19 protein-coding genes are annotated in these 23,982 nt (G+C 42.5%); 17 read left to right on the top strand and 2 right to left on the bottom strand.

Going from position 1 to position 23,982, the window contains the following annotated elements; translation table 11 throughout:
- Positions 1-137: 137 nt before the first annotated feature.
- Both proB and GW828_RS17630 read left to right on the top strand, forming a co-directional pair.
- Positions 138-1,247 (top strand): glutamate 5-kinase, encoded by a 1,110-nt coding sequence (gene proB, locus GW828_RS17635; RefSeq protein ID WP_124017659.1) that lies wholly within the window; start codon positions 138-140, stop codon positions 1,245-1,247.
- A 10-nt stretch (positions 1,248-1,257) separates the two neighbouring features.
- Positions 1,258-2,532 carry a glutamate-5-semialdehyde dehydrogenase gene (locus GW828_RS17630; RefSeq protein WP_273058594.1) on the top strand — a complete coding sequence of 425 codons (1,275 nt, stop codon included), beginning with the start codon at positions 1,258-1,260 and terminating at the stop codon, positions 2,530-2,532.
- 102 nt (positions 2,533-2,634) lie between these two features.
- On the opposite strand, the gene GW828_RS17625 is transcribed toward GW828_RS17630, so the two are convergent.
- On the bottom strand, positions 2,635-2,970 hold the full coding sequence (locus GW828_RS17625; protein WP_124017657.1) for a hypothetical protein: 336 nt from the start codon (positions 2,968-2,970) through the stop codon (positions 2,635-2,637).
- A gap of 699 nt (positions 2,971-3,669) precedes the next feature.
- Here GW828_RS17625 and dnaK point away from each other — a divergent pair.
- The 12 genes from dnaK to secF all read left to right on the top strand — a co-directional run bounded on the left by dnaK (position 3,670) and on the right by secF (position 19,971).
- Positions 3,670-5,586 (top strand): molecular chaperone DnaK, encoded by a 1,917-nt coding sequence (dnaK, locus tag GW828_RS17620; protein WP_124017656.1) that lies wholly within the window; start codon positions 3,670-3,672, stop codon positions 5,584-5,586.
- Between the two features lie 111 nt (positions 5,587-5,697).
- On the top strand, positions 5,698-6,825 hold the full coding sequence (dnaJ, locus tag GW828_RS17615; RefSeq protein WP_124017655.1) for a molecular chaperone DnaJ: 1,128 nt from the start codon (positions 5,698-5,700) through the stop codon (positions 6,823-6,825).
- A gap of 211 nt (positions 6,826-7,036) precedes the next feature.
- Positions 7,037-8,269, top strand: coding sequence for a DEAD/DEAH box helicase (locus GW828_RS17610; protein ID WP_182722051.1), 1,233 nt, complete (start codon positions 7,037-7,039; stop codon positions 8,267-8,269).
- Between the two features lie 110 nt (positions 8,270-8,379).
- A complete protein-coding gene (locus GW828_RS17605) occupies positions 8,380-9,186 on the top strand; it encodes a M48 family metallopeptidase (RefSeq protein WP_182741657.1) in 807 nt (268 codons plus the stop codon).
- A 79-nt stretch (positions 9,187-9,265) separates the two neighbouring features.
- Positions 9,266-9,883, top strand: coding sequence for a BamJ family beta-barrel-assembly machinery protein (locus GW828_RS17600; RefSeq protein WP_124017652.1), 618 nt, complete (start codon positions 9,266-9,268; stop codon positions 9,881-9,883).
- Between the two features lie 83 nt (positions 9,884-9,966).
- Positions 9,967-10,779: a 4-hydroxy-tetrahydrodipicolinate reductase gene (dapB, locus tag GW828_RS17595; RefSeq protein WP_124017651.1), complete on the top strand. Its 813-nt coding sequence runs from the start codon at positions 9,967-9,969 to the stop codon at positions 10,777-10,779.
- A gap of 175 nt (positions 10,780-10,954) precedes the next feature.
- A complete protein-coding gene (carA, locus tag GW828_RS17590; RefSeq protein WP_124017650.1) occupies positions 10,955-12,112 on the top strand; it encodes a glutamine-hydrolyzing carbamoyl-phosphate synthase small subunit in 1,158 nt (385 codons plus the stop codon).
- A gap of 23 nt (positions 12,113-12,135) precedes the next feature.
- Complete coding sequence (gene carB, locus GW828_RS17585) at positions 12,136-15,357, top strand: carbamoyl-phosphate synthase large subunit (RefSeq protein ID WP_182697854.1); 3,222 nt, start codon at positions 12,136-12,138, stop codon at positions 15,355-15,357.
- A 230-nt stretch (positions 15,358-15,587) separates the two neighbouring features.
- The gene (gene greA / locus GW828_RS17580; RefSeq protein WP_124017648.1) at positions 15,588-16,064 is read left to right on the top strand and encodes a transcription elongation factor GreA; all 477 of its coding nucleotides are present in this window, start codon (positions 15,588-15,590) and stop codon (positions 16,062-16,064) included.
- Between the two features lie 588 nt (positions 16,065-16,652).
- The gene (locus tag GW828_RS17575; RefSeq protein WP_182697855.1) at positions 16,653-17,087 is read left to right on the top strand and encodes a hypothetical protein; all 435 of its coding nucleotides are present in this window, start codon (positions 16,653-16,655) and stop codon (positions 17,085-17,087) included.
- A gap of 144 nt (positions 17,088-17,231) precedes the next feature.
- Positions 17,232-19,037, top strand: a complete 1,806-nt coding sequence (secD, locus tag GW828_RS17570) for a protein translocase subunit SecD (protein ID WP_182741655.1) — start codon at positions 17,232-17,234, stop codon at positions 19,035-19,037.
- A 4-nt stretch (positions 19,038-19,041) separates the two neighbouring features.
- On the top strand, positions 19,042-19,971 hold the full coding sequence (secF, locus tag GW828_RS17565; protein WP_182741654.1) for a protein translocase subunit SecF: 930 nt from the start codon (positions 19,042-19,044) through the stop codon (positions 19,969-19,971).
- A 67-nt stretch (positions 19,972-20,038) separates the two neighbouring features.
- On the opposite strand, the gene yhbY is transcribed toward secF, so the two are convergent.
- Complete coding sequence (gene yhbY / locus GW828_RS17560; protein ID WP_182697858.1) at positions 20,039-20,338, bottom strand: ribosome assembly RNA-binding protein YhbY; 300 nt, start codon at positions 20,336-20,338, stop codon at positions 20,039-20,041.
- Between the two features lie 90 nt (positions 20,339-20,428).
- Here yhbY and rlmE point away from each other — a divergent pair, with 90 nt between their 5' ends.
- The 3 genes from rlmE (at position 20,429) to folP (ending at position 23,980) form a co-directional block, all read left to right on the top strand.
- Positions 20,429-21,058, top strand: coding sequence for a 23S rRNA (uridine(2552)-2'-O)-methyltransferase RlmE (gene rlmE, locus GW828_RS17555; RefSeq protein WP_124017643.1), 630 nt, complete (start codon positions 20,429-20,431; stop codon positions 21,056-21,058).
- A 45-nt stretch (positions 21,059-21,103) separates the two neighbouring features.
- On the top strand, positions 21,104-23,077 hold the full coding sequence (gene ftsH / locus GW828_RS17550; RefSeq protein ID WP_182722046.1) for an ATP-dependent zinc metalloprotease FtsH: 1,974 nt from the start codon (positions 21,104-21,106) through the stop codon (positions 23,075-23,077).
- A gap of 123 nt (positions 23,078-23,200) precedes the next feature.
- Complete coding sequence (gene folP, locus GW828_RS17545) at positions 23,201-23,980, top strand: dihydropteroate synthase (protein WP_220487603.1); 780 nt, start codon at positions 23,201-23,203, stop codon at positions 23,978-23,980.
- Positions 23,981-23,982 lie beyond the last annotated feature (2 nt).

Raw genomic sequence — 23,982 nt, 5'->3', positions numbered from 1 at the left:
CTGTTTGATAACCATTTATTAACCTGAAAATAGTTAATCTAGATAAATATTCCACTATTAGCGGCTTTCACTATGAATTATCGAGTGAATTGGGTATAAAAATGAACTGAATATTTTTTGCAAGCTGAGTGAGATAAATGGGTTATCGCCGCGTAGTAGTTAAGTTAGGCACCAGCGTGCTGACATCTGGCAGTAAAAAGCTCGATAAAGCACATATGGTTGAATTGGCCAGGCAAATGGCCTCGCTTATGCGTTCAGGCGTTGAAGTTGTATTGTGTACATCGGGCGCAATAGCTGCTGGGCGAGAGCATTTACATTATCCGGTGTTGCCCGACACTATGGCGAATAAACAGTTACTTGCAGCTGTAGGTCAAAGTCAGTTAATTTTGGCGTGGTCACAATTGTTCAGTATTTACGGCTTACATGTTGGCCAGTTATTGTTAACTCGTGCTGATTTGCAAGATCGCGAACGTTATTTAAATGCCCGTGACACTTTAAATGCATTATTAGCTCATAATATTATCCCGATCATTAATGAAAATGATGCCGTTGCCACCAATGAAATTAAGGTGGGTGATAATGATAATTTGTCCGCCCGTGCAGCCTTGCTTTGCGATGCTGATTTACTGATCTTACTGACTGACCAAAAAGGCTTATTTGATGCCGATCCGCGCACGCATCCAGAAGCACAGTTGATTAAACAAGTTGTTAATATCGACGACAGTTTGCGTTTGTTAGCTGGCGGTTCTGTGTCTGGACTTGGAACGGGTGGTATGGCAACCAAACTAGAAGCTGCCGATGTGGCTCGCCGTGCGGGTATTGAAGTGGTGATAGCTTCCGGTCATCATCCTGATGTTATCGCCAGAGTAGCGGCTAGAGAGTCTGTTGGTACTCATTTTAGTGCCATAGAAAATCCATTAGAAAGTCGCAAGCAATGGATCCTTGCCGGCCCAGCTTCGCAAGGTAAATTAGTCATTGATGCTGGAGCATCGGTTGCCGTCGTTGCTAATGGTCGTAGCTTATTGTCTAAAGGTATTATTGATGTAGAAGGTCATTTTGAGCGTGGTGCGACTTTACTGATCGTTAATCAAATCGGTAAGATTTTAGCTAAAGGCATTAGCCGTTATTGTGCCAATGATTTAATTAAAATTAGCGGTAAACACTCTGATGACATAGAAAGTTTACTCGGTTATAACTACGGGGATGCCGTGGTTCATCGCAATGATATGGTCGTACTCGATAATTAAGGATAAGCAAATGTCAGCCACAGAAACAGAATATTTAACCCTACTCGGCCAACGCGCTAAAGCTGCCAGTTTTATCTTAGCGAGTTTAACGGCAAAACAGAAAAACCTGTTGTTAGCAACTATTGCCGATCACTTAGCCCAGCGGAAAGATGATATTTTACAAGCCAATGCACAAGATATCATTGCTGCGAAGCAAAGTGGTTTAACCGAAGCCATGATCGATAGGTTGATGCTGGACGAAGGACGGCTTGGCGGGATTATCGCTGACATTGATAATGTCATCGCCCTAGCTGACCCTGTCGGTAAAGAAGCTGAAAGTAGAGTATTAGATAACGGCTTACGCTTAACTCGTCGCAGTGTTCCATTAGGGGTGGTGGGAGTGATTTATGAGGCTCGGCCAAATGTCACAGTTGATATTGCTGTGTTAGCGTTAAAGACTGGCAATGCCGTGATTTTGCGCGGAGGTAAAGAAACCCTGACCTCCAATAAAGTGCTAAGTGAAGTCATTCAAGATGCACTCGTGAGCCTAGATTTACCTAAAGATGCCGTGCAGCTTATTGATTCACCTGAGCGAAGTCTTGTTAGTGGTTTGCTCAGGCTCGACAAATATGTCGATATGATTATCCCCCGTGGTGGACAAAATCTGCAGCGATTGTGTGCTGAACAATCGAGCATTCCAGTGATTCTAGGTGGGATTGGCATCTGTCATTTATTGGTTGATAAACAGGCCGATTTAGTCCGTGCAATTGATGTGATTGCTAACGCTAAAGTGCAACGCCCAACAGTGTGTAATGCCTTAGATACATTGCTAATACATCAACAGGTAGCCGCTGAATTTATTCCAAATATTGCCTCACATTTACATTCGCTTGGGGTACGTTTCCATGCTTGTGCCATTGCCTTACCTTATCTTGACGGTCTAGGTTTTGATGTTACTCCAGCGCATGATGAGTCGTTCTCAACCGAGTGGTTATCACTTACGTTAGGGATCAAAGTGGTCAATGATATTGACGAAGCGGTGGAGCATATTCGTCAATATTCGACAGGACATTCTGAGGCTATTTTAACGGATAACATTCACACAGCGAGCGACTTTATGAATCAAGTTGATTCCGCTGCAGTGTATGTGAATGCCAGTACTCGTTTTACAGATGGTTCACAGTTTGGTCTTGGCGCAGAAGTTGCCGTGAGTACCCAAAAATTGCATGCTCGTGGTCCCATGGCGTTAGATGCTTTGACGACGTATAAGTGGCTCGCCTGGGGCGATTATACTTGTAGACAATAACTGATTGGGTGATGGTCTTCATGATAATAAGGGCGCTGTTAAGCGTCCTTATTATTGATAATTTGTGAATGTAGAGCTGGTTTTTGACAATCAAATAGCGCATTACATATTATAAATAAGATGGCTTGGCATTGCGGATTCATTCAAGCGTTCATAGGTGGTTAACAACCAAATCACAAAAAATGCTCCGGTCATTAATATGGCTACAATTCTAAATGCTTGAGCGTATTCCATTACATAGGTGAAATAGCGACGCTGTACCGCATTGGTCATAAACGTGGCTATCAGTGAAAACACGCTTAAATACATCGCTGGATATTGAGTGGAGCTCATGCCACAAAACTTTTCATAGATAAGGATTAATGCTACAACGATTAAAATAATAATGCGTATTTTACGTTCCGTGTTATCACTTAAATTCCATCTTGGCAGTCCCATTGCCTACTACCTCTTCAATTAATTGCATTTTGATTGTTTTCTAAGCATCCTTGATACTTTTATAACTTTAGTTGTGTTTTTATCAAATGAATAGCGTTATTTAATGCTTATCTGTCGCTGTTTAATATCCTGACAATAAGTTCTGCTGATAGGGTTAGCTAATATGAGGAGGATTAAAACATACCCGAGTGCCTATTCTCTCTGAGTTAGCTGATGTTAGCCATCGGTAAACTCGGCTGCAAAGGTCAGTCATCAGTGCCTAAGTAACGTTGGATTATTTGAGACTAATATTCGAGCAGTTCATGCTGTTATAAGACGTAAAAGGCTTAAGGGGTAATAGTAAAGACATGGCAGAGCTTGCGCCTTGCTACAGCTAACCAAAATAAAATAAACAGGCGGTTTAGCCTCACATTGCAGTGGTAAGCTCGACAATACAATTATTTAAGCTGTTGTTGTTAGTTGAAGAGAAAACCCCTTCGCTCATTGATGCTGCGTCAATAATATCAGTAAAACACGATAAATTTTTAGCATTCCCCTTGTAATTCACTTTGCTGTCCCAATATAGGTATCAAGGCTGATATGAGTGGTTAATATGAATCTCAAGTTAAGCAATAAAATGCTTGAAATACTGGTTGTTCATCCCCATATCAACATCAAATAACATATTTGCGACGAATAACGTCAATTTCGGAGGACCCCATGGGCAAAATTATTGGTATCGATTTAGGCACAACAAACTCGTGTGTAGCAGTCCTTGATGGCGGCAAAGCACGCGTAATTGAAAACGCAGAGGGTGATCGCACAACCCCTTCAATCATCGCGTACACCGATGATGAAATTATTGTTGGCCAACCTGCTAAGCGTCAAGCTGTTACTAACCCTGCAAACACATTTTTTGCGATTAAGCGTTTAATCGGTCGTCGTTTTAAAGACGATGAAGTGCAACGTGATGTGAACATCATGCCATTCAAAATTATTGGCGCTGATAACGGTGATGCATGGGTTGAGTCTCGTGGTAATAAAATGGCACCACCACAAGTGTCGGCTGAAATCTTGAAAAAGATGAAAAAGACAGCTGAAGACTTTTTAGGTGAAGAAGTGACTGAAGCGGTTATTACTGTTCCTGCTTACTTTAACGATTCACAACGTCAAGCAACTAAAGATGCTGGCCGTATCGCAGGTCTTGATGTTAAGCGTATCATCAACGAACCAACAGCTGCTGCACTTGCCTATGGTATCGATAAGAAGCAAGGCGACAACGTCGTTGCCGTTTACGATTTAGGTGGTGGTACATTTGATATCTCTATCATCGAAATCGACAGTAATGATGGTGACCAAACATTTGAAGTGTTAGCAACCAATGGTGACACTCATTTAGGTGGTGAAGATTTCGATAACCGCTTAATCAACTATTTAGCTGACGAATTTAAGAAAGACCAAGGCTTAGATCTTCGTAGAGATCCTCTAGCGATGCAACGTTTGAAAGAAGCTGCTGAAAAAGCAAAAATCGAGCTTTCAAGCACTAACCACACTGAAGTTAACTTGCCTTACATCACTGCAGATGCATCAGGTCCTAAACATTTAGTGGTTAAAATTACTCGCTCTAAATTAGAGTCATTAGTTGAAGACTTAATTCAACGTACTTTAGAGCCGTTAAAAGTTGCCCTAGCTGACGCTGATTTAAAAGTATCAGACATCAATGAAGTGATTCTTGTTGGTGGTCAAACTCGTATGCCTAAAGTACAAGAAGCGGTAACTAACTTCTTCGGCAAAGAGCCACGTAAAGACGTCAACCCTGATGAAGCGGTTGCAGTTGGCGCGGCGATTCAAGCTGGCGTACTTTCAGGTGAAGTGAAAGACGTATTGCTACTTGACGTTACACCATTGTCTCTTGGTATTGAAACCATGGGCAGTGTGATGACTAAGCTTATCGATAAAAACACCACTATCCCGACTAAAGCTCAGCAAGTATTCTCAACCGCTGACGACAACCAAAGTGCCGTGACAATTCACGTACTTCAAGGTGAGCGTAAGCAAGCGAGTGCAAACAAGTCTTTAGGTCAATTTAACCTTGAAGGTATTGAGCCTGCACCACGTGGCCAGCCACAAGTTGAAGTGATGTTCGACATCGATGCTGATGGTATCTTACATGTGTCTGCAACAGACAAGAAAACAGGTAAGAAACAAAACATTACCATTAAAGCCTCTTCTGGTTTGTCTGATGAAGAAGTAGAGCAAATGGTACGTGATGCCGAAGCTCATGCTGACGAAGATGCGAAATTTGAAGAGTTAGTTAAAGCGCGTAATCAAGCAGATGGTTTAGCTCATTCAACTAGAAAACAAGTTGAAGAAGCTGGTGATGCTTTAGCAAGCGATGAAAAAGAAAAGATTGAAGCGGCAATTGCAACTTTAGAAACGGCTATTAAAGGCAAAGACAAAGAAGCAATGGACACTGCAACTCAAGCTCTTATCGAAGCGTCTGCTAAGTTAATGGAAATTGCTCAAGCTAAAGCGCAAGGCGAAGCTGAAGGCCAAGCACAAGATGCTGGCCAATCTAAGCCTGCTGATGATGTTGTTGATGCTGAGTTCGAAGAAGTTAAAGACGACAAAAAGTAATTAACCATTTCAGTTAGTTACTTTAAAAGCGGGCGTTGAGGCTATCCTCACACGCCCGTTTGTATAAATTAAGTTTAACAACTTACTCACACCTTCGAGAAACAGAACACTATGTCAAAGCGTGATTATTACGAAGTTCTCGGTGTTGGACGTGACACCAGTGAACGCGAAATTAAAAAAGCGTACAAACGCTTAGCGATGAAATTTCACCCAGATCGTAATCCGGGTGATAAAGCCGCAGAAGCCAGCTTTAAAGAAATTAAAGAAGCGTACGAAATTTTAACCGACAGCGACAAGAAAGCTGCATATGATCAATTTGGTCATGCTGGCGTCGATCCTAATCGTGGTGGACACGGCGGTGGCCAAGGTGATTTTGGCGATATCTTTGGTGATGTTTTTGGTGATATTTTTGGTGGCGGTCGCCGCGGTGGTCAACGTCAGGCTGCACGTGGTAGTGACTTACGCTACAACCTTGAATTATCTTTAGAAGAAGCTGTCCGTGGTTTAACCAAAGAATTACGCATTCCGACACTCGCTGCATGTGATTTGTGTGATGGTAGTGGCGCTAAAAAAGGCACCTCTGCAACCACATGTGGCACTTGTCATGGTCAAGGCCAAGTGCAAATGCGCCAAGGTTTCTTTGCTGTTCAGCAAGCGTGTCCTACTTGTCATGGTCGCGGTAAAATTATTAAAGATCCTTGTGGCAAATGTCATGGCGAAGGCCGAGTCGAGAAAAGCAAAACTCTGTCAGTTAAAATTCCAGCCGGTGTTGATACAGGCGATCGTATTCGTTTAACCGGTGAAGGTGAAGCGGGCGAGTTTGGTGCACCTCCTGGCGATTTATATGTGCAGGTTAGTGTGCGTGAACATGCCATCTTTACTCGTGATGCCAATAACTTATACTGTGAAGTGCCTATTTCATTTAGTAAAGCGGCATTAGGCGGCGAGATTGAAGTACCGACATTAGACGGTAAAGTTAGCCTTAAAATCCCAACAGAAACCCAAACTGGGCGTATGTTCCGCTTGCGTGGTAAAGGGGTTAAGTCGGTTCGTAGCCATGCCGTTGGTGACTTGTTGTGTAAAGTGGTCATGGAAACGCCGGTTAACTTGAATGACAAACAAAAAGAGTTATTGCGTGAGTTTGAAGCGACCTTAACTGGCGAGTCAAAAAAGCACAGCCCTAAAGCGGAAGGTTTTTTTGATGGCGTAAAAAAGTTTTTTCAAGACTTAAACAGTTAGTATCGTTCCATTAAACGTGACTATCATGAAAGGCTGTTTACTTTAGGTAAACAGCCTTTTTTATTGACTGGTATAATCAGGTACTAAAAGGTGACATGTTATAGCTCTGCAGATGACGTCAATGTCTGTCTAGTTCATGGCGAACACATTTTTAACGATACAATTTTTTAGCAACTTATTTAGCTGTTTTTTCTACCATTAGGCGTTATGTATGTCATTTTCTGTATTCCAGCTCAATCCAACATTATTAACCGCATTACCGCCAGCAGTGACTGAGCCTAGTCGCGTTCAGCAATTAGCGATCCCTGCAATATTGACTGGGCAAGATGTCTTGGCATTGGCGCAAACCGGTAGCGGTAAAACCTATGCTTATGGTTTACCACTTTTACAGCGCTTGAGTCTGTCTCCAGAGGTTGGTCTTTCTGCGGTGGTCATAGTGCCAACTCGAGAATTAGCTTCACAAGTGATGCAAGATTTAGCCCCGTTAGCGCAAGCATTAAATTTACGCGTTGATATGCTATGCGGCGGCCAAGCAATTGAATTGCAAGTAGAGCGATTGACACAACCTGCTAACCTTATTGTTGCGACCCCAGGGCGCTTATTAGCGTTAGCGCAGCAAGGTGTTATTCAGTTTGAACATCTGCAAAGCTTAGTACTTGATGAAGCAGATAGATTATTGGACATGGGTTTTATTGGCGACATTAATGCGCTAATCGCAATGATGCCAACTGGGCAGCGTTTATTGTTTTCGGCCACATTGCCTGAGCCATTAACCACATTAGCCGAGCAAGTTTTGACGACAGCACATGTGCGTATTCAGGCGCATGTGATCAATAGTGCTGTGGCTGATATCGCTCAAACCTTATATCATGTAAATAAAGGCAGTAAAGCAAAAGCACTGATCCACTTAATTACTTTGCACCAATGGTCACAGGTGTTGGTATTTGTTAATGCTAAAGATGATGTCGATTCATTATGTAAAAAATTAGTCAAAGCGGGTATTAATGCCGCGGCACTTCATGGTGATAAAGAACAAGCTGTACGAAGCCATACTTTGGAGCAGTTTAAAAATCAACAGTTAACAGTACTAGTGGCTACCGATGTATTATCTCGTGGTATCCATATTGACGCTCTACCTGTGGTCATAAATGTTGATTTACCTAGCCAGGCCGCTGTATATGTACATCGTATAGGACGAACTGCTCGGGCAGGATTAAGTGGTGTTGCCTTGTCATTAGTGAGTCATGCTGAGTTATTAAGCTTGGATGCTATTAGGCTGTTAACAAGGCAAGCGTTACCGTTAACTGAACTCGCTGGTTTTGCCGTAACAGATAAGCCAACGAGCGAAGCCAGTAAGCGAGCGCCTCGCGATAAACAAGCTAATCGTCGTACAGCTAACAAACGCAGTATTAGTGATTTTACCAAACGCAAACCGACCCGTTAATGCGAGCTGATGTTTGATATTGTAAGTGATGTATTCGCGCTAAAGACTGGTATAAAATAAGCTAATGCTGGATTAGCTTTTTGATTCAATAATGTTTAAGGGATGACAACATGAAACCTCTCGCACTAACCCTATTTGTTGCTGCTTTATTAGTGGGCTGTGTCAATAGTCAATCGCCCACGGGGCGAGGGCAGACCTTATTGTTTTCTGATACACAGATGCAGCAAATGGGTGGTCAGTCGTTTGAGGCAATGAAACAAAGTGAAAAAATAAGTCAAAATAAAGCCCAAACTGACTATGTCAATTGTATTGCTAAACGTATCACAGCAGTATTACCTGATCAGTCCCAACAATGGGACGTAGTGGTATTTGATTCAGACCAGGTTAATGCTTTTGCATTGCCGGGCGGTCATATTGGTGTCTATACCGGTTTATTGAAGGTCGCCGTTAATCAAGATCAACTTGCTACTGTGATGGGGCACGAAGTGGCACATGTGTTAGCGCAACATGGAAATGAGCAAGTATCTCGCGCCCAGCTTACTGGTTTGGGTATGCAAGCCGCCGATGCAGCGATAGGCGCATCTGGAATTGCTAATAAAGATCTGTACATGGCCGGACTTGGCTTAGGGGCAAAAGTCGGCATTATTTTACCCTTTGGCCGCAGTCAAGAGTCTGAAGCTGATATTGTAGGTTTAGAGCTAATGGCTAAAGCGGGATTTAATCCGGCGCAAAGCATTGCTTTGTGGCAAAATATGGCCAAGGCTGGAGGTGCACAAGGGCCTGAGCTGTTGTCGACTCATCCGTCACACAGTCATCGAATTGAAGACTTACAAGCGGCGCAAAATCAAGTGATGCTGCTTTATACACAGGCAAGAAAACAGTCTTTGACTGAGTGTAAAATTGCTCAAGTTAAATAGCGTTTTTTGCCAACATTGACGGAGTTTATTGTGATAAACTCTGGTGCGAATTTTTTATGTTTATTGAGAGAAAATTATTATGTCAGATTTGTTCAGCACTATGGAACAGCATGCTAGCTACGGTGTAGGTCGTCAAATGGGCGAGCAGCTAGCGGCAAACTCTTTTGAAGGTATTGATATCCCGGCTGTTCAAGCTGGTCTTGCTGATGCATTTGCCGGTAAAGAAAGCGCAGTATCAATGGAAGAGCTTCAAGTTGCATTTACTGAAATTAGTCGTCGTTTACAAGAAGCTCAAGAAGCTGCTGCTGAAGCCGCTGCTGCTGAAGGCGAAACATTCTTAGCTGAAAACGCTAAGCGTGACGGTATTACGATTACTGAGTCTGGTCTTCAATACGAAGTACTTGTTCAAGGTGACGGCGAAAAGCCTACCTATGATTCAACTGTACGTACTCACTACCATGGTACATTTATCAGTGGTGATGTTTTCGACAGCTCTGTTGCTCGTGGTCAGCCTGCTGAGTTCCCGGTATCAGGTGTGATAGCTGGTTGGACTGAGGCATTACAGCTAATGCCTGTTGGCACTAAGCTTAAATTATATGTCCCGCATCACTTGGCTTATGGTGAGCGTGGCGCGGGTGCTTCAATCCCGCCTTATTCAGCTTTGGTCTTCGAAGTTGAATTGTTAGAAATTATCTAGTTATTAAAAACGCCTAAGTTAACTTAGGCGTTTTTGTATATGCTGTTTTTAGGTTTATCTTTAGTTAACACTGGGAGAAATAAATGACTGCAAAAGTGAGAATTGCTGTAGTTGGTGCCAGTGGCCGTATGGGCCGTACACTGATTGAATCTGCTAGACAGCAACAAGTCATCGTACTTGGCGCAGCGATAGATCGTACAGGCTCTAGTTTAGTCGGTATTGATGCCGGTGTGCTTGCTGGTGTTGGTGCAATGGACGTTGTTATTACCGATTCACTAGATAACGTAGTGAATGATTTTGACGTTCTGATTGATTTTACCTCACCAGAGTCTTCAATCATTCATCTTGATTGGTGTGCTAAAAATCACAAAGCCATTGTCATCGGTACAACTGGGTTCAATCATGCTCAAAAAGAGCTCATTGGTGCCTATTCAGAACAAGTACCTGTGGTGTTAGCACCTAATATGTCTGTTGGTGTCAATGTGATGTGGAAGTTACTTGCACTTGCCACTGAAGTGATGGGTGATTATACCGATATCGAAATAATCGAAGCTCATCATCGTCATAAAAAAGATGCACCGTCAGGCACCGCGCTCAAAATGGGTGAGATTATTGCTCAAACATTAGGCCGTGATTTAGACCAATGTGCGGTATTTGGACGTGAAGGTATTACTGGTGAACGCGACCGTAATACCATAGGTTTTGCTACTGTTCGCGCTGGTGATATTGTTGGTGAACATACCGCTATGTTTGCTGACATAGGCGAGCGGTTAGAAATAACCCACAAAGCATCGAGCAGAATGACCTTTGCGAATGGGGCTATGAGAGCGGCTTTTTGGCTCTCAGATCAAAATGCTGGTCTATACGACATGCAGCAAGTACTAGGGTTGAATTAGCGACTAAAAACACCATTCGTTGGTGTTTTTTTTTGAAAACAATCCTGCAAAATATAGACGTAAAAACGAATTTCTTATACAATCGCTAGAATTTGCCAAAATTTCGTAATTTAACGGAAATTGGTATTTTTAGTGCAAAATAAAAAACACATAATTTAAGTGGCTTGGCTCTTTTCTGGAGGTCGCGTTGACACAGTCTGCCTTACTCGTACTCGAAGATGGAACCGTATTCTCTGGTACCGCAATTGGTGCTACCGGTATCTCTGTTGGAGAAGTGGTATTTAATACTTCAATGACAGGTTATCAAGAGATTCTTACGGATCCTTCATATTCACGCCAAATAGTAACATTAACCTATCCTCACATCGGTAACACAGGTACTAATGATGAAGACACTGAATCGGATTCGGTTCATGCATGTGGCTTAATCATTCGTGACTTACCGCTTATGGCGAGTAATTTTCGTAACCAACAATCATTAAGCGATTATTTAAAAGCAAATAATGTTGTTGGTATCGCTGATATTGATACTCGCAAACTAACTCGTATTTTGCGTGAAAAAGGCGCTCAAGCCGGTTGCATTATGGTCGGCAACCTAGATGAAGCGAAGGCACTTGCAGCTGCAAAAGCATTTCCAGGCTTAAAAGGTATGGATTTAGCTAAAGAAGTGACTACCGATAAAGCCTATACATGGCGCAATGGTAGCTGGAAATTAGTCGGTGGTTTACCGTCTGAAACACCAGAAGCTGAACTCAAATATAAAATTGTTGCCTACGATTACGGTGTAAAACGTAATATTTTACGTATGTTGGTTGACCGTGGTTGTGATGTCACCGTGGTACCTGCGCAAACTTCTGCTGCAGACGTACTTGCGATGAATCCTGATGGAGTATTTCTGTCAAATGGTCCTGGCGACCCTGAGCCATGTGATTACGCGATTACCGCCATCCAGCAAATTTTGAAAACAGAAATCCCTGTTTTTGGTATTTGTCTTGGCCATCAACTATTAGCATTAGCCTCAGGCGCAAAAACCTTAAAGATGAAATTTGGTCACCATGGTGCAAACCACCCAGTGAGCAATGTTGAAAAAGGCAACGTGATGATCACCAGTCAAAACCATGGTTTTGCTGCTGATGAAACCACGCTACCTGCTAATATCAAGGTGACGCATAAATCGTTATTTGATGGATCATTACAAGGTATTCATCTAACGGATAAACCCGCATTTAGCTTCCAGGGTCACCCTGAAGCGAGCCCTGGGCCAACCGATGCCGCGCCTCTGTTCGATCATTTCATCGAGCTTATAGAACAATACCGTCAGCACGCCAAGTAGTTATCTGGGAGAAGACAGAAGCAATGCCAAAACGTACAGATATAAAAAGTATTCTTATCCTAGGTGCCGGTCCAATTGTTATTGGTCAGGCGTGTGAGTTTGATTATTCAGGTGCGCAAGCTTGTAAAGCCCTTCGTGAAGAAGGCTATCGCGTTATTCTGGTCAACTCTAATCCAGCAACGATTATGACCGACCCAGAAATGGCCGATGCAACCTATGTCGAGCCAATTCATTGGGAAGTCGTACGCAACATTATTGCCAAAGAGCGTCCAGATGCCATTCTCCCGACTATGGGTGGACAAACCGCACTGAACTGCGCACTTCAGCTTGAAGCAAAAGGCGTACTAAAAGAGTTTAATGTTGAAATGATTGGTGCGACAGCAGATGCGATTGATAAAGCTGAAGACCGTAGTCGTTTCGACAAAGCGATGAAATCCATTGGTTTAGACTGCCCGCGTGCGGGTATTGCTCATAACATGGATGAAGCTTATGGCGTATTAGATATGGTGGGCTTCCCCTGTATTATTCGTCCGTCTTTCACCATGGGTGGCAGCGGCGGTGGTATTGCCTACAACAAAGAAGAGTTTGAAGAGATTTGTTCTCAAGGCTTAGATTTGTCGCCAACTAACGAATTATTGATCGATGAATCATTAATTGGTTGGAAAGAATATGAAATGGAAGTGGTTCGTGACCGCAACGATAACTGTATTATCGTCTGTACTATCGAAAACTTCGATGCGATGGGGGTTCACACCGGTGATTCAATCACTGTCGCTCCAGCACAAACGCTAACCGACAAAGAATATCAATTAATGCGTAACGCTTCGATAGCGGTACTGCGTGAAATTGGTGTTGAAACCGGTGGCTCAAACGTACAATTTGGTATTTGTCCTAATACTGGCCGCATGGTCATTATTGAGATGAATCCACGGGTATCTCGCTCATCAGCATTGGCCTCTAAAGCAACCGGTTTCCCGATTGCTAAAATCGCGGCTAAATTAGCTGTGGGTTACACTTTAGACGAGCTAAGCAACGACATTACTGGCGGTAAAACACCAGCATCGTTTGAACCTGCTATCGACTATGTTGTGACTAAAATACCGCGCTTTAACTTTGAAAAGTTTGCCGGTGCAAACGACCGTTTAACCACTCAAATGAAGTCTGTTGGTGAAGTCATGGCAATCGGCCGTACTTTCCAAGAGTCATTGCAAAAAGCGTTACGCGGACTTGAAGTGGGTCGTAACGGTTTTGATTCTGTGGTGGATTTACAATCACCAGAAGCCATGCAACGTATTCGTCATGAACTTAAAGAGCCAGGTTGTGACCGCATTTGGTACATAGCTGATGCATTTCGTGCCGGTTTAAGCCGTGACGAAATCTTCACGTTGACGAATGTCGACCATTGGTTCTTGGTTCAAATTGAAGATTTGATTACCCATGAAGCCAAAGTGGCTGAGCTTGGTATGTCAGGTTTAGAGCAAAACTATTTACGTCAATTAAAGCGTAAAGGGTTCTCTGATGCGCGTTTAGCTGCTGTGTTAGGTGTCAATGAAAACGAGATTCGTAAACTACGTTATCGACATGAAATTTACCCAGTTTATAAGCGCGTCGATACTTGTGCTGCTGAATTCTCAACCGATACCGCGTACATGTATTCAACGTACGAAGAAGAATGTGAAGCTAACCCATCGAACCGTGAAAAGATCATGATTCTGGGCGGTGGTCCAAACCGTATTGGTCAAGGTATTGAGTTTGATTACTGTTGTGTGCATGCTGCATTAGCCTTACGTGAAGACGGTTATGAAACCATCATGGTTAACTGTAACCCTGAAACCGTATCAACCGACTACGATACATCTGATCGCCTATACTTTGAACCTGTCACCTTGGAAGACGTGCTCGAAATCGTGCGTATCGAAAAGCCAAAAGGCGTTATTGTTCAATACGGTGGTCAAACTCCGCTTAAACTCGCGCGTGAGTTAGAAGCCGCAGGTGTGCCAATTATTGGTACTAGCCCTGATGCGATTGACCGTGCAGAAGACCGTGAACGTTTCCAACAAGCAATTCAACGTTTAAACATGAAGCAGCCAGAAAATGCCACTGTAACGACTGTTGAAAGTGCGGTGATTGAAGCTGAAAAAATTGGTTATCCGTTAGTGGTGCGTCCATCTTATGTATTGGGCGGTCGTGCGATGGAAATCGTCTACGACAAGCAAGATTTACTGCGTTACTTCAATGAAGCCGTTAAAGTGTCTAATGCATCGCCTGTATTACTCGATCACTTCTTAGATGATGCAATTGAAGTCGATATTGATGCAGTATGTGACGGCGAAACCGTGGTTGTTGGCGCTATTATGGAGCATATTGAACAAGCAGGGGTTCACTCTGGTGACTCAGGTTGTTCATTACCACCTTACACTTTAAGTGCTGATGTTCAGGCGAGAATGCGCGAGCAAGTGTCAAAACTGGCTTTTGAGTTAGGCGTAATCGGCTTAATGAACGTGCAATTTGCGGTAAAAGATAACGAAATCTACATGATTGAAGTTAACCCGCGCGCTGCCCGTACCGTACCATTTGTATCTAAAGCAACAGGCGTTCCTTTAGCTAAAATTGCTGCACGTGTGATGGCTGGTCAAAGCTTAATTTCACAAAACTTTACTAAAGAAGTGATCCCACCTTATTTCTCGGTAAAAGAAGTTGTATTGCCGTTTAATAAATTCCCAGGCGTTGATCCACTCTTAGGCCCAGAAATGCGCTCAACGGGTGAAGTGATGGGCGTGGGTGATACATTTGCTGAAGCCTATGCTAAAGCACAGCTTGGTGCCACATCTGAAGTGCCTAAGTCAGGTCGTGCGTTACTATCTGTTCGTAACAGTGATAAAAAACGTGTTGCTGACTTAGCCTCTAAGCTGATTGAGTTAGGCTATGAAATTGATGCCACTCACGGCACTGCGATTATTTTAGGTGAAGCAGGGATTAATCCTCGCTTAGTTAACAAAGTACATGAAGGTCGTCCACACATTCTTGATCGTATTAAAAATGGTGAATATACCTACATTGTTAACACTACTGAAGGTCGTCAAGCAATTGAAGATTCTCGCCAGATCCGTCGTGGAGCATTGCGCTACAAAGTGAATTACACGACGACATTAAATGCTGCCTTTGCGACCTGTTTGGCGCATTCAGCAGATGATCGTATCAAGGTGACATCTTTGCAAGAACTGCACAAACGCATAAAAAGTTAGTTTTTATTGCGAAGGAATGACTAAGGTCGCCTTTTGGCGACCTTTTTTATGACATTTTGATGATGGATGACTAGCAAGTCTGTAAAAGCTTAGGTAAGCTGTCAGACATCATCGAAAAGATGCATCCTAGATACGTACGCTAAGTCGATTGCGTACTTCCAACTGAATTTTTACTGTGTTGACTTTCGTCAGCACGGGATGCTTTTGTTTTTAAAGGAGACAAAGACATTATGAGTAAGGTCCCAATGACGGTAGTTGGCGCAGATCAATTACGTAAAGAAGTTGAATTTTTAAAGTTCGATCGCCGCCCAAAAATTACCGAAGCAATTGCTTCTGCTCGTGAATTAGGTGATTTAAAAGAAAATGCTGAATATCACGCTGCCCGTGAAGATCAGGGTATTTGTGAAGCGCGTATTCGTGACATTGAAGGTAAGTTGTCTAACGCTCAAATCATTGATGTTACCAAATTAGAAAATACTGGCCGAGTGATTTTTGGTACGACAGTGACTATTTTAAATATCGATACTGATGCTGAAGTGACTTATCGCATTGTTGGTGATGATGAAGCTGATATTAAGCAAAATTTAATTTCTGTTAATTCACCGATTGCACGTGGGTTAATTGGCAAAAGTGAAGGTGATGAAGTCTCGATTACCACTCCAGGTGGTTTGACTGACTATGAAGTCATTGCCGTTAAATATCTTTAAGTGTGGATTGTTATTGAGAATAACTAATATTTAACAGTATGTTTTATCTATTATATTAAAGCTGATGACCAAATATTAAGCATTAAATTTTTTGCACAACTCAATACCGACATCAATAACACATCACTTTAGCGAGCACTAAATAGCATCCTGTTTAGTGCTTTTTTATTGTCATGAAATACAGTACCTATGTGCTGATGACGATAAAACATGTAAAAAAATTCATTTGCACATTAAAGGTGCAATGGATATCATCCATTTAGTTTACAATGCTGTTACATTTTACCGTATGAAGCCTAATATGCTTTGCAATATTACGTTTAAAATATAGGTTTAAAAATCATCTTGTGATGATGTAAAAATAGAATATGCAGATTGTGTATCTGAATTGCTTGATTAAATAAGGTCATTATGACGTTTCCGTGGGCTCGTATACTACTAATGCTGGTAATTGTGGGGTTGTGTTCAATCTTCCTCATCAATAGCCGTGTGTTGGTTTTAGCATCGTTGCCATTTACCACGACTACGGCACATTCTTGTTCTTATAATATCGACACACACTCAGATGATAGTATGTGTGATCAACCAATGAGTTCAGCTAACGTTGATATTATCCTGTCGTCAGTCAAAGGCATTGATCGTTCAATTGACCGTCATGATGCAAATAGTATTACCGCGTTAAATCACACTCTCATCGATGGTAATAGTTCACTGCTGGGCTATGTTGGTAATATCTCTTCAACCAACTCTATCTCTGCAGAATCTAATTCTAAAGACATTCATTATGTGCCCACTTATTCGTCGCGATATATCAGTATTGTTCAACACGAGTCTGATGAGTTAAAGCCCAATTATTTATTGGCTTACGAATTTATATCTCCACCTGTTCCAAGTTTAACCATAGGGTATCAAATTAACTTTAGTCCGCAATTGGACTGGGTTTTATCCACAGCTTCAGCTCCTTCAAGACTTTCCGCCTGGAAAGAGTCTAATTTACTTTTCGTCCATTCCCATACCTGTTAGCCATATTCTGCCTTGATGATAAACGCCATTAGCTTTGCTAATGAGTTTTACTGTGGGTCGATGGGTTAGGTCAATTGCGCCTCATCACTCGCTATGCATTTTTATCGTGGCTTAAATAGCCTCGATCTAGTGAGATCAAGAGTTATGAAATCAAAAACGAAACAGCTAAATCATTATTCTCAATGGAAATACTGGTTATTAATTACCACATTAATCATCTTATTTATGAGCGCATTACCATCTTGGTATGGCGAAGATCCTGCTGTACAACTTGGTGTAAAGCCAAGCCAATCTATAACAGCAGAACAAGTTGATTATGCGCTACACCAGGTAGGCATAAAGAGTAAACGTATTGAGCAACAACAAGATAGTTTACTGGTGGTGCTAGATAACCCTGATATGCAGGCCCAAGCTAAAAAGGCTTTAGCTGAGCAGTTTGAGCATCAAGCTCAAGTGACATTAGCCTTAGCGCCTGCTGCACCTCACTGGCTATTAAACCTAGGTGTTAAACCGATAAAGCTGGGTTTAGATTTACGCGGTGGAGTACAATTTTTATTGGATGTAGATCTCGATTTAGTGTTTCAAAACCAGGCGATTATGCTTGGTGATGCCGTGAAGCAATTTGCTGCTGATCAGCATATCAGTAACGTTAAGGTTCGTTCCGGTGATGGCGCTACATTGAGTATTGAGATTGCTGATGAACCGTCTCGAGCCCAGCTAAGACAATTTATTGCACAGCAGTATCCATTATGGCAAGTAAGTGGTCACCAACAAATACTCACAGTTAGTTTGTCTCAACATGAACAACTTAAATTGACCAATGTGACTGTGCAGCAAAACTTGCAAATTATGCGTAGCCGGATAGAGGAACTGGGGATAACCGAAGCGCTCGTTCAACGCCAAGGTGATCATCGTATCCGTATTGAGTTACCTGGAGTACAAGATCCTGCCACCGCTAAAAACGTTATTGGTGCAACGGCCAGTTTAGCATTTTATCCCGTACTGCCAACGGGTTCTGTAAACGCTGTGGTTATTAACGACCAACATGATAAACCCGTGTACGTATCAAGAAAGCCAGTGCTGGGAGGCGATCATATTATTGATGCTAGAGCGACTACTGGTGATTTTGGCATGGCGAAAGTCAACATTAGTCTCGACGCTGCAGGCGGTAAGTTAATGTCTGATTTCTCGCGCGACAACATAGGTAAACCTATGGCGACCGCATACAGTGAATATAGCCGAGATGAAGCGGGTAAAGCTCGACAAACAACCCAAATCATTAGTGTTGCCACCATACAAAGTCAACTGGGTAATCGGTTTGAAATTACCGGTTCAGGCAGCCATCAAGAGGCACAGCAGCTTGCGTTATTGCTAAGAGCAGGTTCCATGACAGCACCGGTGACGATTGTAGAAGAACGCACAATAGGACCAAGCTTAGGTGCTGAAAACATTGTCAACGGATTTGCAGCGTTAGCATTAGGTATGTCAGTAACATTATTATTTATGGCCTGCTGGTATCGCCGTTTAGGCTGGATTGCTAATGTGGCGTTAATCGCCAACATGACGATGTTATTTGGCTTACTAGCCCTTATTCCCGGGGCAGTATTAACCTTACCTGGTATTGCGGGGTTAGTGCTTACTGTTGGTATGGCGGTTGATACTAATGTGCTTATCTTTGAGCGAATAAAAGAAAAGCTAGCTGAAGGTCGCAGCTTTGCCAGCGCTATAGATGTGGGATTTGATAGTGCATTCTCAACCATATTTGATGCTAATTTTACCACTATGATCACCGCCGTTGTGCTGTTCTCTATTGGTAATGGCCCTATTCAAGGCTTTGCATTGACCTTAGGCTTAGGGCTATTAACCAGCATGTTTACCGGCATTTTTGCCTCGAGAGCATTAATCAATTTAGTTTATGGCCGCGACACTCGCCGCGCAATTAAGGTGTAATACTATGAACTCAACAAGTATAAATAACTCACTAGAAACAGGTAAACTAAAATACCTCACCAAATGGCGCTATATTTCAAGCATACTTTCTATTGTGTTGATGCTGGTCTCCCTAAGCGTAATTGGTGTAAAGGGGTTTAATTGGGGCTTAGATTTTACTGGCGGAGTGGTCACAGAAATTCAACTTGACCATCGTATTACGGCCAGTGAAATACAGCCACTAATGACCGCCGCCTACCAACAAGACGTGAGTGTTATTTCCGCCAGCGAACCGGGACGGTGGGTATTACGTTATGCCAACATACCCGACGAGCAGCTTCGTCCAGAACTCCGACAAGTCTTAGCGCCATTAAATACCGATATTACTGTGCTAAACAGCAGCATTGTTGGGCCTCAAGTAGGCCAAGAGTTAGTAGAGCAAGGCAGCATAGCTCTGCTAATCGCTATGCTATGTATTATGGGGTATTTAAGTTTTCGTTTTGAATGGCGCTTAGCTTCAGGTGCGTTATTGGCTTTAGTACATGATGTGGTGTTTGTGCTGGCTTTTTTTGCGTTAAGCCAAATGGAATTTAATTTAACTATCCTGGCAGCAATTTTAGCTATTCTGGGGTATTCACTCAATGACTCGATTATTATTGCTGATAGGATCCGCGAACAGTTAGTGGCTAAGTTACAATGGAAAACTTCAGATATTAATAATTTAGCGGTTAAAACAACTTTCTCTAGAACTATGATTACATCGGGGACCACCTTATTAACCGTGGTAGCATTGTGGATTATGGGAGGGGAGCCATTGGAAGGTTTTTCTATCGCGATGTTTATTGGTATTTTAACCGGCACTTGGTCTTCAATTTCAATTGGCGCAACTTTGCCTGAGTTTTTAGGCTTAAAGGCGCAGCATTATCAAGAGGTTCCATTACCTGATCACCCCTGATTAACGATAATTCATCTCCCATAAAAAAGCCGCTGAATTCAGCGGCTTTTAATAAAAGAATGTGAAACTATTTGGCTTTAGGCAAAGCAATCTTCATTTCTACCGAATGACGGAAAATGACTAAAACATGACCGATTAGTTGCACTTTCGCAGACTGGGTTTCACGTATAATGGCGTCAACGATGGCATTTTTGAGCTCTCTGTCAGCAGAGGCTACTTTTACTTTAATCAATTCATGATGTGTAAGAGCGCTATCAATTTCAGCCAGAACACCTTCAGTTAGGCCATTGCCACCAAGCAGCACCACTGGTTTTAGACTGTGAGCCAGACCTTTTAAATGCTGTTTTTGTTTGGTTGTTAAGTTCATTTGTGCCAACTTTTGCTGAGTTACTGTTGAAAAACGGGTATTCTACCCTTATATAGAGCTTATGTAACTCTGAATCGTTGCGGAATTTAAATGACAACAAAAAAACGTACGGCGAGCTCAACTCGCTGGATGCAAGAACACTTTGATGATCACTATGTGAAACTGGCCCAAAAACGTGGCTTACGTTCACGAGCAGCATTCAAGTTAGAGGAGATACAACAAAAAGATAACTTGATAAAACAAGGTATGACAGTTGTTGATTTAGGTGCAGCACCAGGTGGTTGGTCGCAAGTTGCGGTTAAACTCGTTGGTGACAGAGGTAAAGTCATTGCTTGTGATATTTTACCTATGGACCCAATTGTTGGTGTTGATTTCCTTCAAGGTGATTTTAGAGAAAACAAAGTACTCGAAGCATTGCTTGAGCGTGTAGGTCAAGATAAAGTGGATGTGGTACTATCAGATATGGCTCCGAACATGAGTGGTTCGGGTGCTGTTGATCAACCAAGAGCTATGTATTTAGTTGAATTAGCGCTAGATATGTGTCATCAAGTGTTGGCGCCTAATGGCTGTTTTGCTGTTAAAGTCTTTCAGGGGGAGGGTTTTGACGATTATATTAAAACGGTCAAGCAGGCATTCAAAGTAGTAAAAACCCGAAAACCAGACTCCTCTAGAGCGCGCTCTCGGGAAGTCTATCTAGTGGCGACTGGTTACAAGTTGTAGTAGTCTAACGTTAATAATCGCAGGACTGTTAAGAGGTCTAGTAATTTGAGTGACATGGCAAAAAATTTAATACTCTGGGTTGTCATCGCTGTTGTACTGATGTCAGTGTTTCAGGGTTATTCCCCCTCTTCTTCGAATTCGCAGAAGATGGATTATTCCGCCTTTTTGGACAATGTTCGAAATGGTCAAATTAACACGGTTGAAATAAAAAGCGACCAACGGACGATTGAAGGAACTAAACGTACCGGCGAGAAGTTCACCACAATCATGCCTATATATGACCAAGATTTAATTAATGATCTTGATCGTAAAGGCATCACCATGAAAGGCCAAGAAGCTGAAGAGTCAGGTTTCCTAACCCAAATCTTTATTTCATGGTTCCCAATGTTACTGCTAATTGGCGTATGGATATTTTTCATGCGACAAATGCAAGGTGGTGGCGGCAAGGGCGCAATGTCGTTTGGTAAAAGTAAAGCCAAACTGATGAGCGAAGACCAAATCAAAACCACTTTTGCTGACGTTGCAGGTTGTGATGAAGCAAAAGAAGAAGTCAAAGAACTTGTTGATTATTTACGAGACCCAACCAAGTTCCAAAAATTAGGCGGTCGTATTCCTACGGGCGTGCTGATGGTCGGACAACCTGGTACAGGTAAAACCTTATTAGCCAAGGCGATTGCCGGTGAATCTAAGGTGCCGTTCTTTACCATTTCGGGTTCTGACTTTGTGGAAATGTTTGTCGGTGTTGGTGCATCCCGTGTACGTGACATGTTCGAACAAGCTAAAAAATCTGCTCCTTGTATCATTTTCATTGATGAAATCGATGCCGTAGGCCGCCAACGTGGTGCCGGTGTAGGTGGTGGGCACGATGAGCGTGAGCAAACATTAAACCAGCTTTTGGTTGAAATGGACGGCTTTGAAGGTAATGAAGGCGTTATTGTTATTGCAGCAACTAACCGTCCAGACGTACTTGATTCAGCGTTGTTGCGTCCAGGTCGATTTGACCGTCAAGTTGTCGTTGGCTTGCCTGATGTTCGTGGTCGTGAACAAATTCTTAAAGTACATATGCGTAAAGTACCTTTATCAGATGATGTTAAAGCCAGTGTCATTGCGCGTGGTACGCCAGGCTTCTCTGGTGCTGACTTAGCAAACCTTGTCAACGAAGCGGCGTTATTCGCTGCTCGCGGTAATCGTCGTGTTGTTGGTATGGAAGAGTTTGAGCGTGCTAAAGATAAAATCATGATGGGTGCAGAGCGCCGTTCTATGGTGATGTCTGAATCTGACAAAGAAATGACCGCTTATCATGAAGCTGGACATGCCATTATTGGTTGCTTGGTACCAGAACATGACCCAGTGCATAAAGTGACTATTATTCCGCGTGGCCGTGCATTAGGTGTGACCTTCTTTTTACCTGAAGCTGATGCCGTTAGCCAAAGCCGTCGTAAATTGGAATCACAAATTTCAGTTGCCTATGGTGGACGTTTAGCTGAAGAACTTATTTACGGAAGTGAAAAAGTGTCTACAGGGGCGTCGCAAGATATTAAGTACGCCACATCGATAGCTCGTAATATGGTTACGCAATGGGGGTTCTCTGACAAGCTAGGTCCGTTACTTTACGCAGAAGAAGAAAACGAAGTTTTCTTAGGTCGCAGTATGGGTAAAGCAAAGGCAATGTCAGGTGATACAGCAACATTGATTGACTCTGAAATTAAGATGTTTATCGATAAAAACTATCAACGTGCGCAAACGATGTTGACAGACAATATGGATATTTTACATGCGATGAAAGACGCATTGATGAAATATGAAACTATTGACTCGTTGCAAATCGATGATCTAATGAATCGCCGTGAAGTGCGCATGCCAGCTGAATGGCAAAAAGATGAATCATCAGACGACAAAGATAGTGGCAATAACACGCCTAAATCTGAAGCCGAAACGCCAGTGGATGAGGCTAAAACCGACGTTAAAGTCGATAATAAAGCCGATACCAATGACGCGGATGAATCACCCGCTAAATAAACAATTTAGCAAATAAAGAAAACCCCGAAAGGGGTTTTCTTGTTTTTAATCTTATCTAGGAAAATACCCGTGTTTCAATTAACTCATGCTAATAAAACTCTAGACTTATCAAGCCCTGTAGTGATGGGGATTGTGAATGTGACGCCAGATTCATTTTCCGATGGCGGTGAATATATTGGTTTTGAACAAGCCTGTCGTCATGTTGATAATATGGTAGAGCAAGGTGCATTAATTATTGATGTGGGTGGTGAGTCAACCCGACCTGGTGCTGCAGAAGTGACGATTGAGCAAGAACTTGCTCGAGTGATCCCTATCATCGAATACACAGCAAAAACACACAATGTATGGATTTCAATCGATACCAGCAAACCTGAAGTGATGGAACAAGCTGTTAATGCCGGAGCTAATTTAATCAACGATGTGCGCGCGTTACAAGTACCAGGTGCTTTAGCTATGGCTGCAACGCTAGATGTGCCAATTTGCTTAATGCACATGCAAGGTGAGCCGCAAACTATGCAAGATCAACCTGAGTATGAGGATGTGATTGATGAAGTGGCGGCTTTTTTTGAATTACGTATCGCTTACTGTGAAGCGGCTGGAATTGAGCGCGAGCGTTTAATTCTCGATCCAGGTTTTGGTTTTGGCAAAACTTTAGCGCATAATTACCGTCTATTAGCGGCATTACCAAAGTTACATGAATTTCATTTGCCTTTATTGATAGGTCTGTCGCGAAAAAGCATGATCGGCGACCTGTTAGCGCGTGATATAGACCAACGCCTTGCCGGAAGTCTTGCTGGTGCATTAATTGCAGCTCAGCAAGGTGCACAAATTATTCGAGTTCATGATGTACCAGAAACAGTCGATGTGCTTAAAGTGATGTCAGAAACCATGGCTAATCTATAGTT

This window comes from Shewanella vesiculosa, assembly GCF_009994065.1.
GTDB classification, from domain to species: Bacteria; Pseudomonadota; Gammaproteobacteria; order Enterobacterales; family Shewanellaceae; genus Shewanella; species Shewanella vesiculosa.
This window is presented reverse-complemented; position numbering and strand designations above follow the sequence as displayed.

Excerpts from the sequence above, each read along its gene's own strand:
- proB (WP_124017659.1), top strand. The coding sequence starts at position 138 with ATGGGTTATCGCCGCGTAGTAGTTAAGTTAGGCACCAGCGTGCTGACA.
- GW828_RS17630 (WP_273058594.1), top strand. The coding sequence starts at position 1,258 with ATGTCAGCCACAGAAACAGAATATTTAACCCTACTCGGCCAACGCGCT.
- GW828_RS17625 (WP_124017657.1), bottom strand. The coding sequence starts at position 2,970 with ATGGGACTGCCAAGATGGAATTTAAGTGATAACACGGAACGTAAAATA.
- dnaK (WP_124017656.1), top strand. The coding sequence starts at position 3,670 with ATGGGCAAAATTATTGGTATCGATTTAGGCACAACAAACTCGTGTGTA.
- dnaJ (WP_124017655.1), top strand. The coding sequence starts at position 5,698 with ATGTCAAAGCGTGATTATTACGAAGTTCTCGGTGTTGGACGTGACACC.
- GW828_RS17610 (WP_182722051.1), top strand. The coding sequence starts at position 7,037 with ATGTCATTTTCTGTATTCCAGCTCAATCCAACATTATTAACCGCATTA.
- GW828_RS17605 (WP_182741657.1), top strand. The coding sequence starts at position 8,380 with ATGAAACCTCTCGCACTAACCCTATTTGTTGCTGCTTTATTAGTGGGC.
- GW828_RS17600 (WP_124017652.1), top strand. The coding sequence starts at position 9,266 with ATGTCAGATTTGTTCAGCACTATGGAACAGCATGCTAGCTACGGTGTA.
- dapB (WP_124017651.1), top strand. The coding sequence starts at position 9,967 with ATGACTGCAAAAGTGAGAATTGCTGTAGTTGGTGCCAGTGGCCGTATG.
- carB (WP_182697854.1), top strand. The coding sequence starts at position 12,136 with ATGCCAAAACGTACAGATATAAAAAGTATTCTTATCCTAGGTGCCGGT.
- greA (WP_124017648.1), top strand. The coding sequence starts at position 15,588 with ATGAGTAAGGTCCCAATGACGGTAGTTGGCGCAGATCAATTACGTAAA.
- GW828_RS17575 (WP_182697855.1), top strand. The coding sequence starts at position 16,653 with ATGAGTTCAGCTAACGTTGATATTATCCTGTCGTCAGTCAAAGGCATT.
- secD (WP_182741655.1), top strand. The coding sequence starts at position 17,232 with ATGAAATCAAAAACGAAACAGCTAAATCATTATTCTCAATGGAAATAC.
- secF (WP_182741654.1), top strand. The coding sequence starts at position 19,042 with ATGAACTCAACAAGTATAAATAACTCACTAGAAACAGGTAAACTAAAA.
- yhbY (WP_182697858.1), bottom strand. The coding sequence starts at position 20,338 with ATGAACTTAACAACCAAACAAAAACAGCATTTAAAAGGTCTGGCTCAC.
- rlmE (WP_124017643.1), top strand. The coding sequence starts at position 20,429 with ATGACAACAAAAAAACGTACGGCGAGCTCAACTCGCTGGATGCAAGAA.
- folP (WP_220487603.1), top strand. The coding sequence starts at position 23,201 with ATGGGGATTGTGAATGTGACGCCAGATTCATTTTCCGATGGCGGTGAA.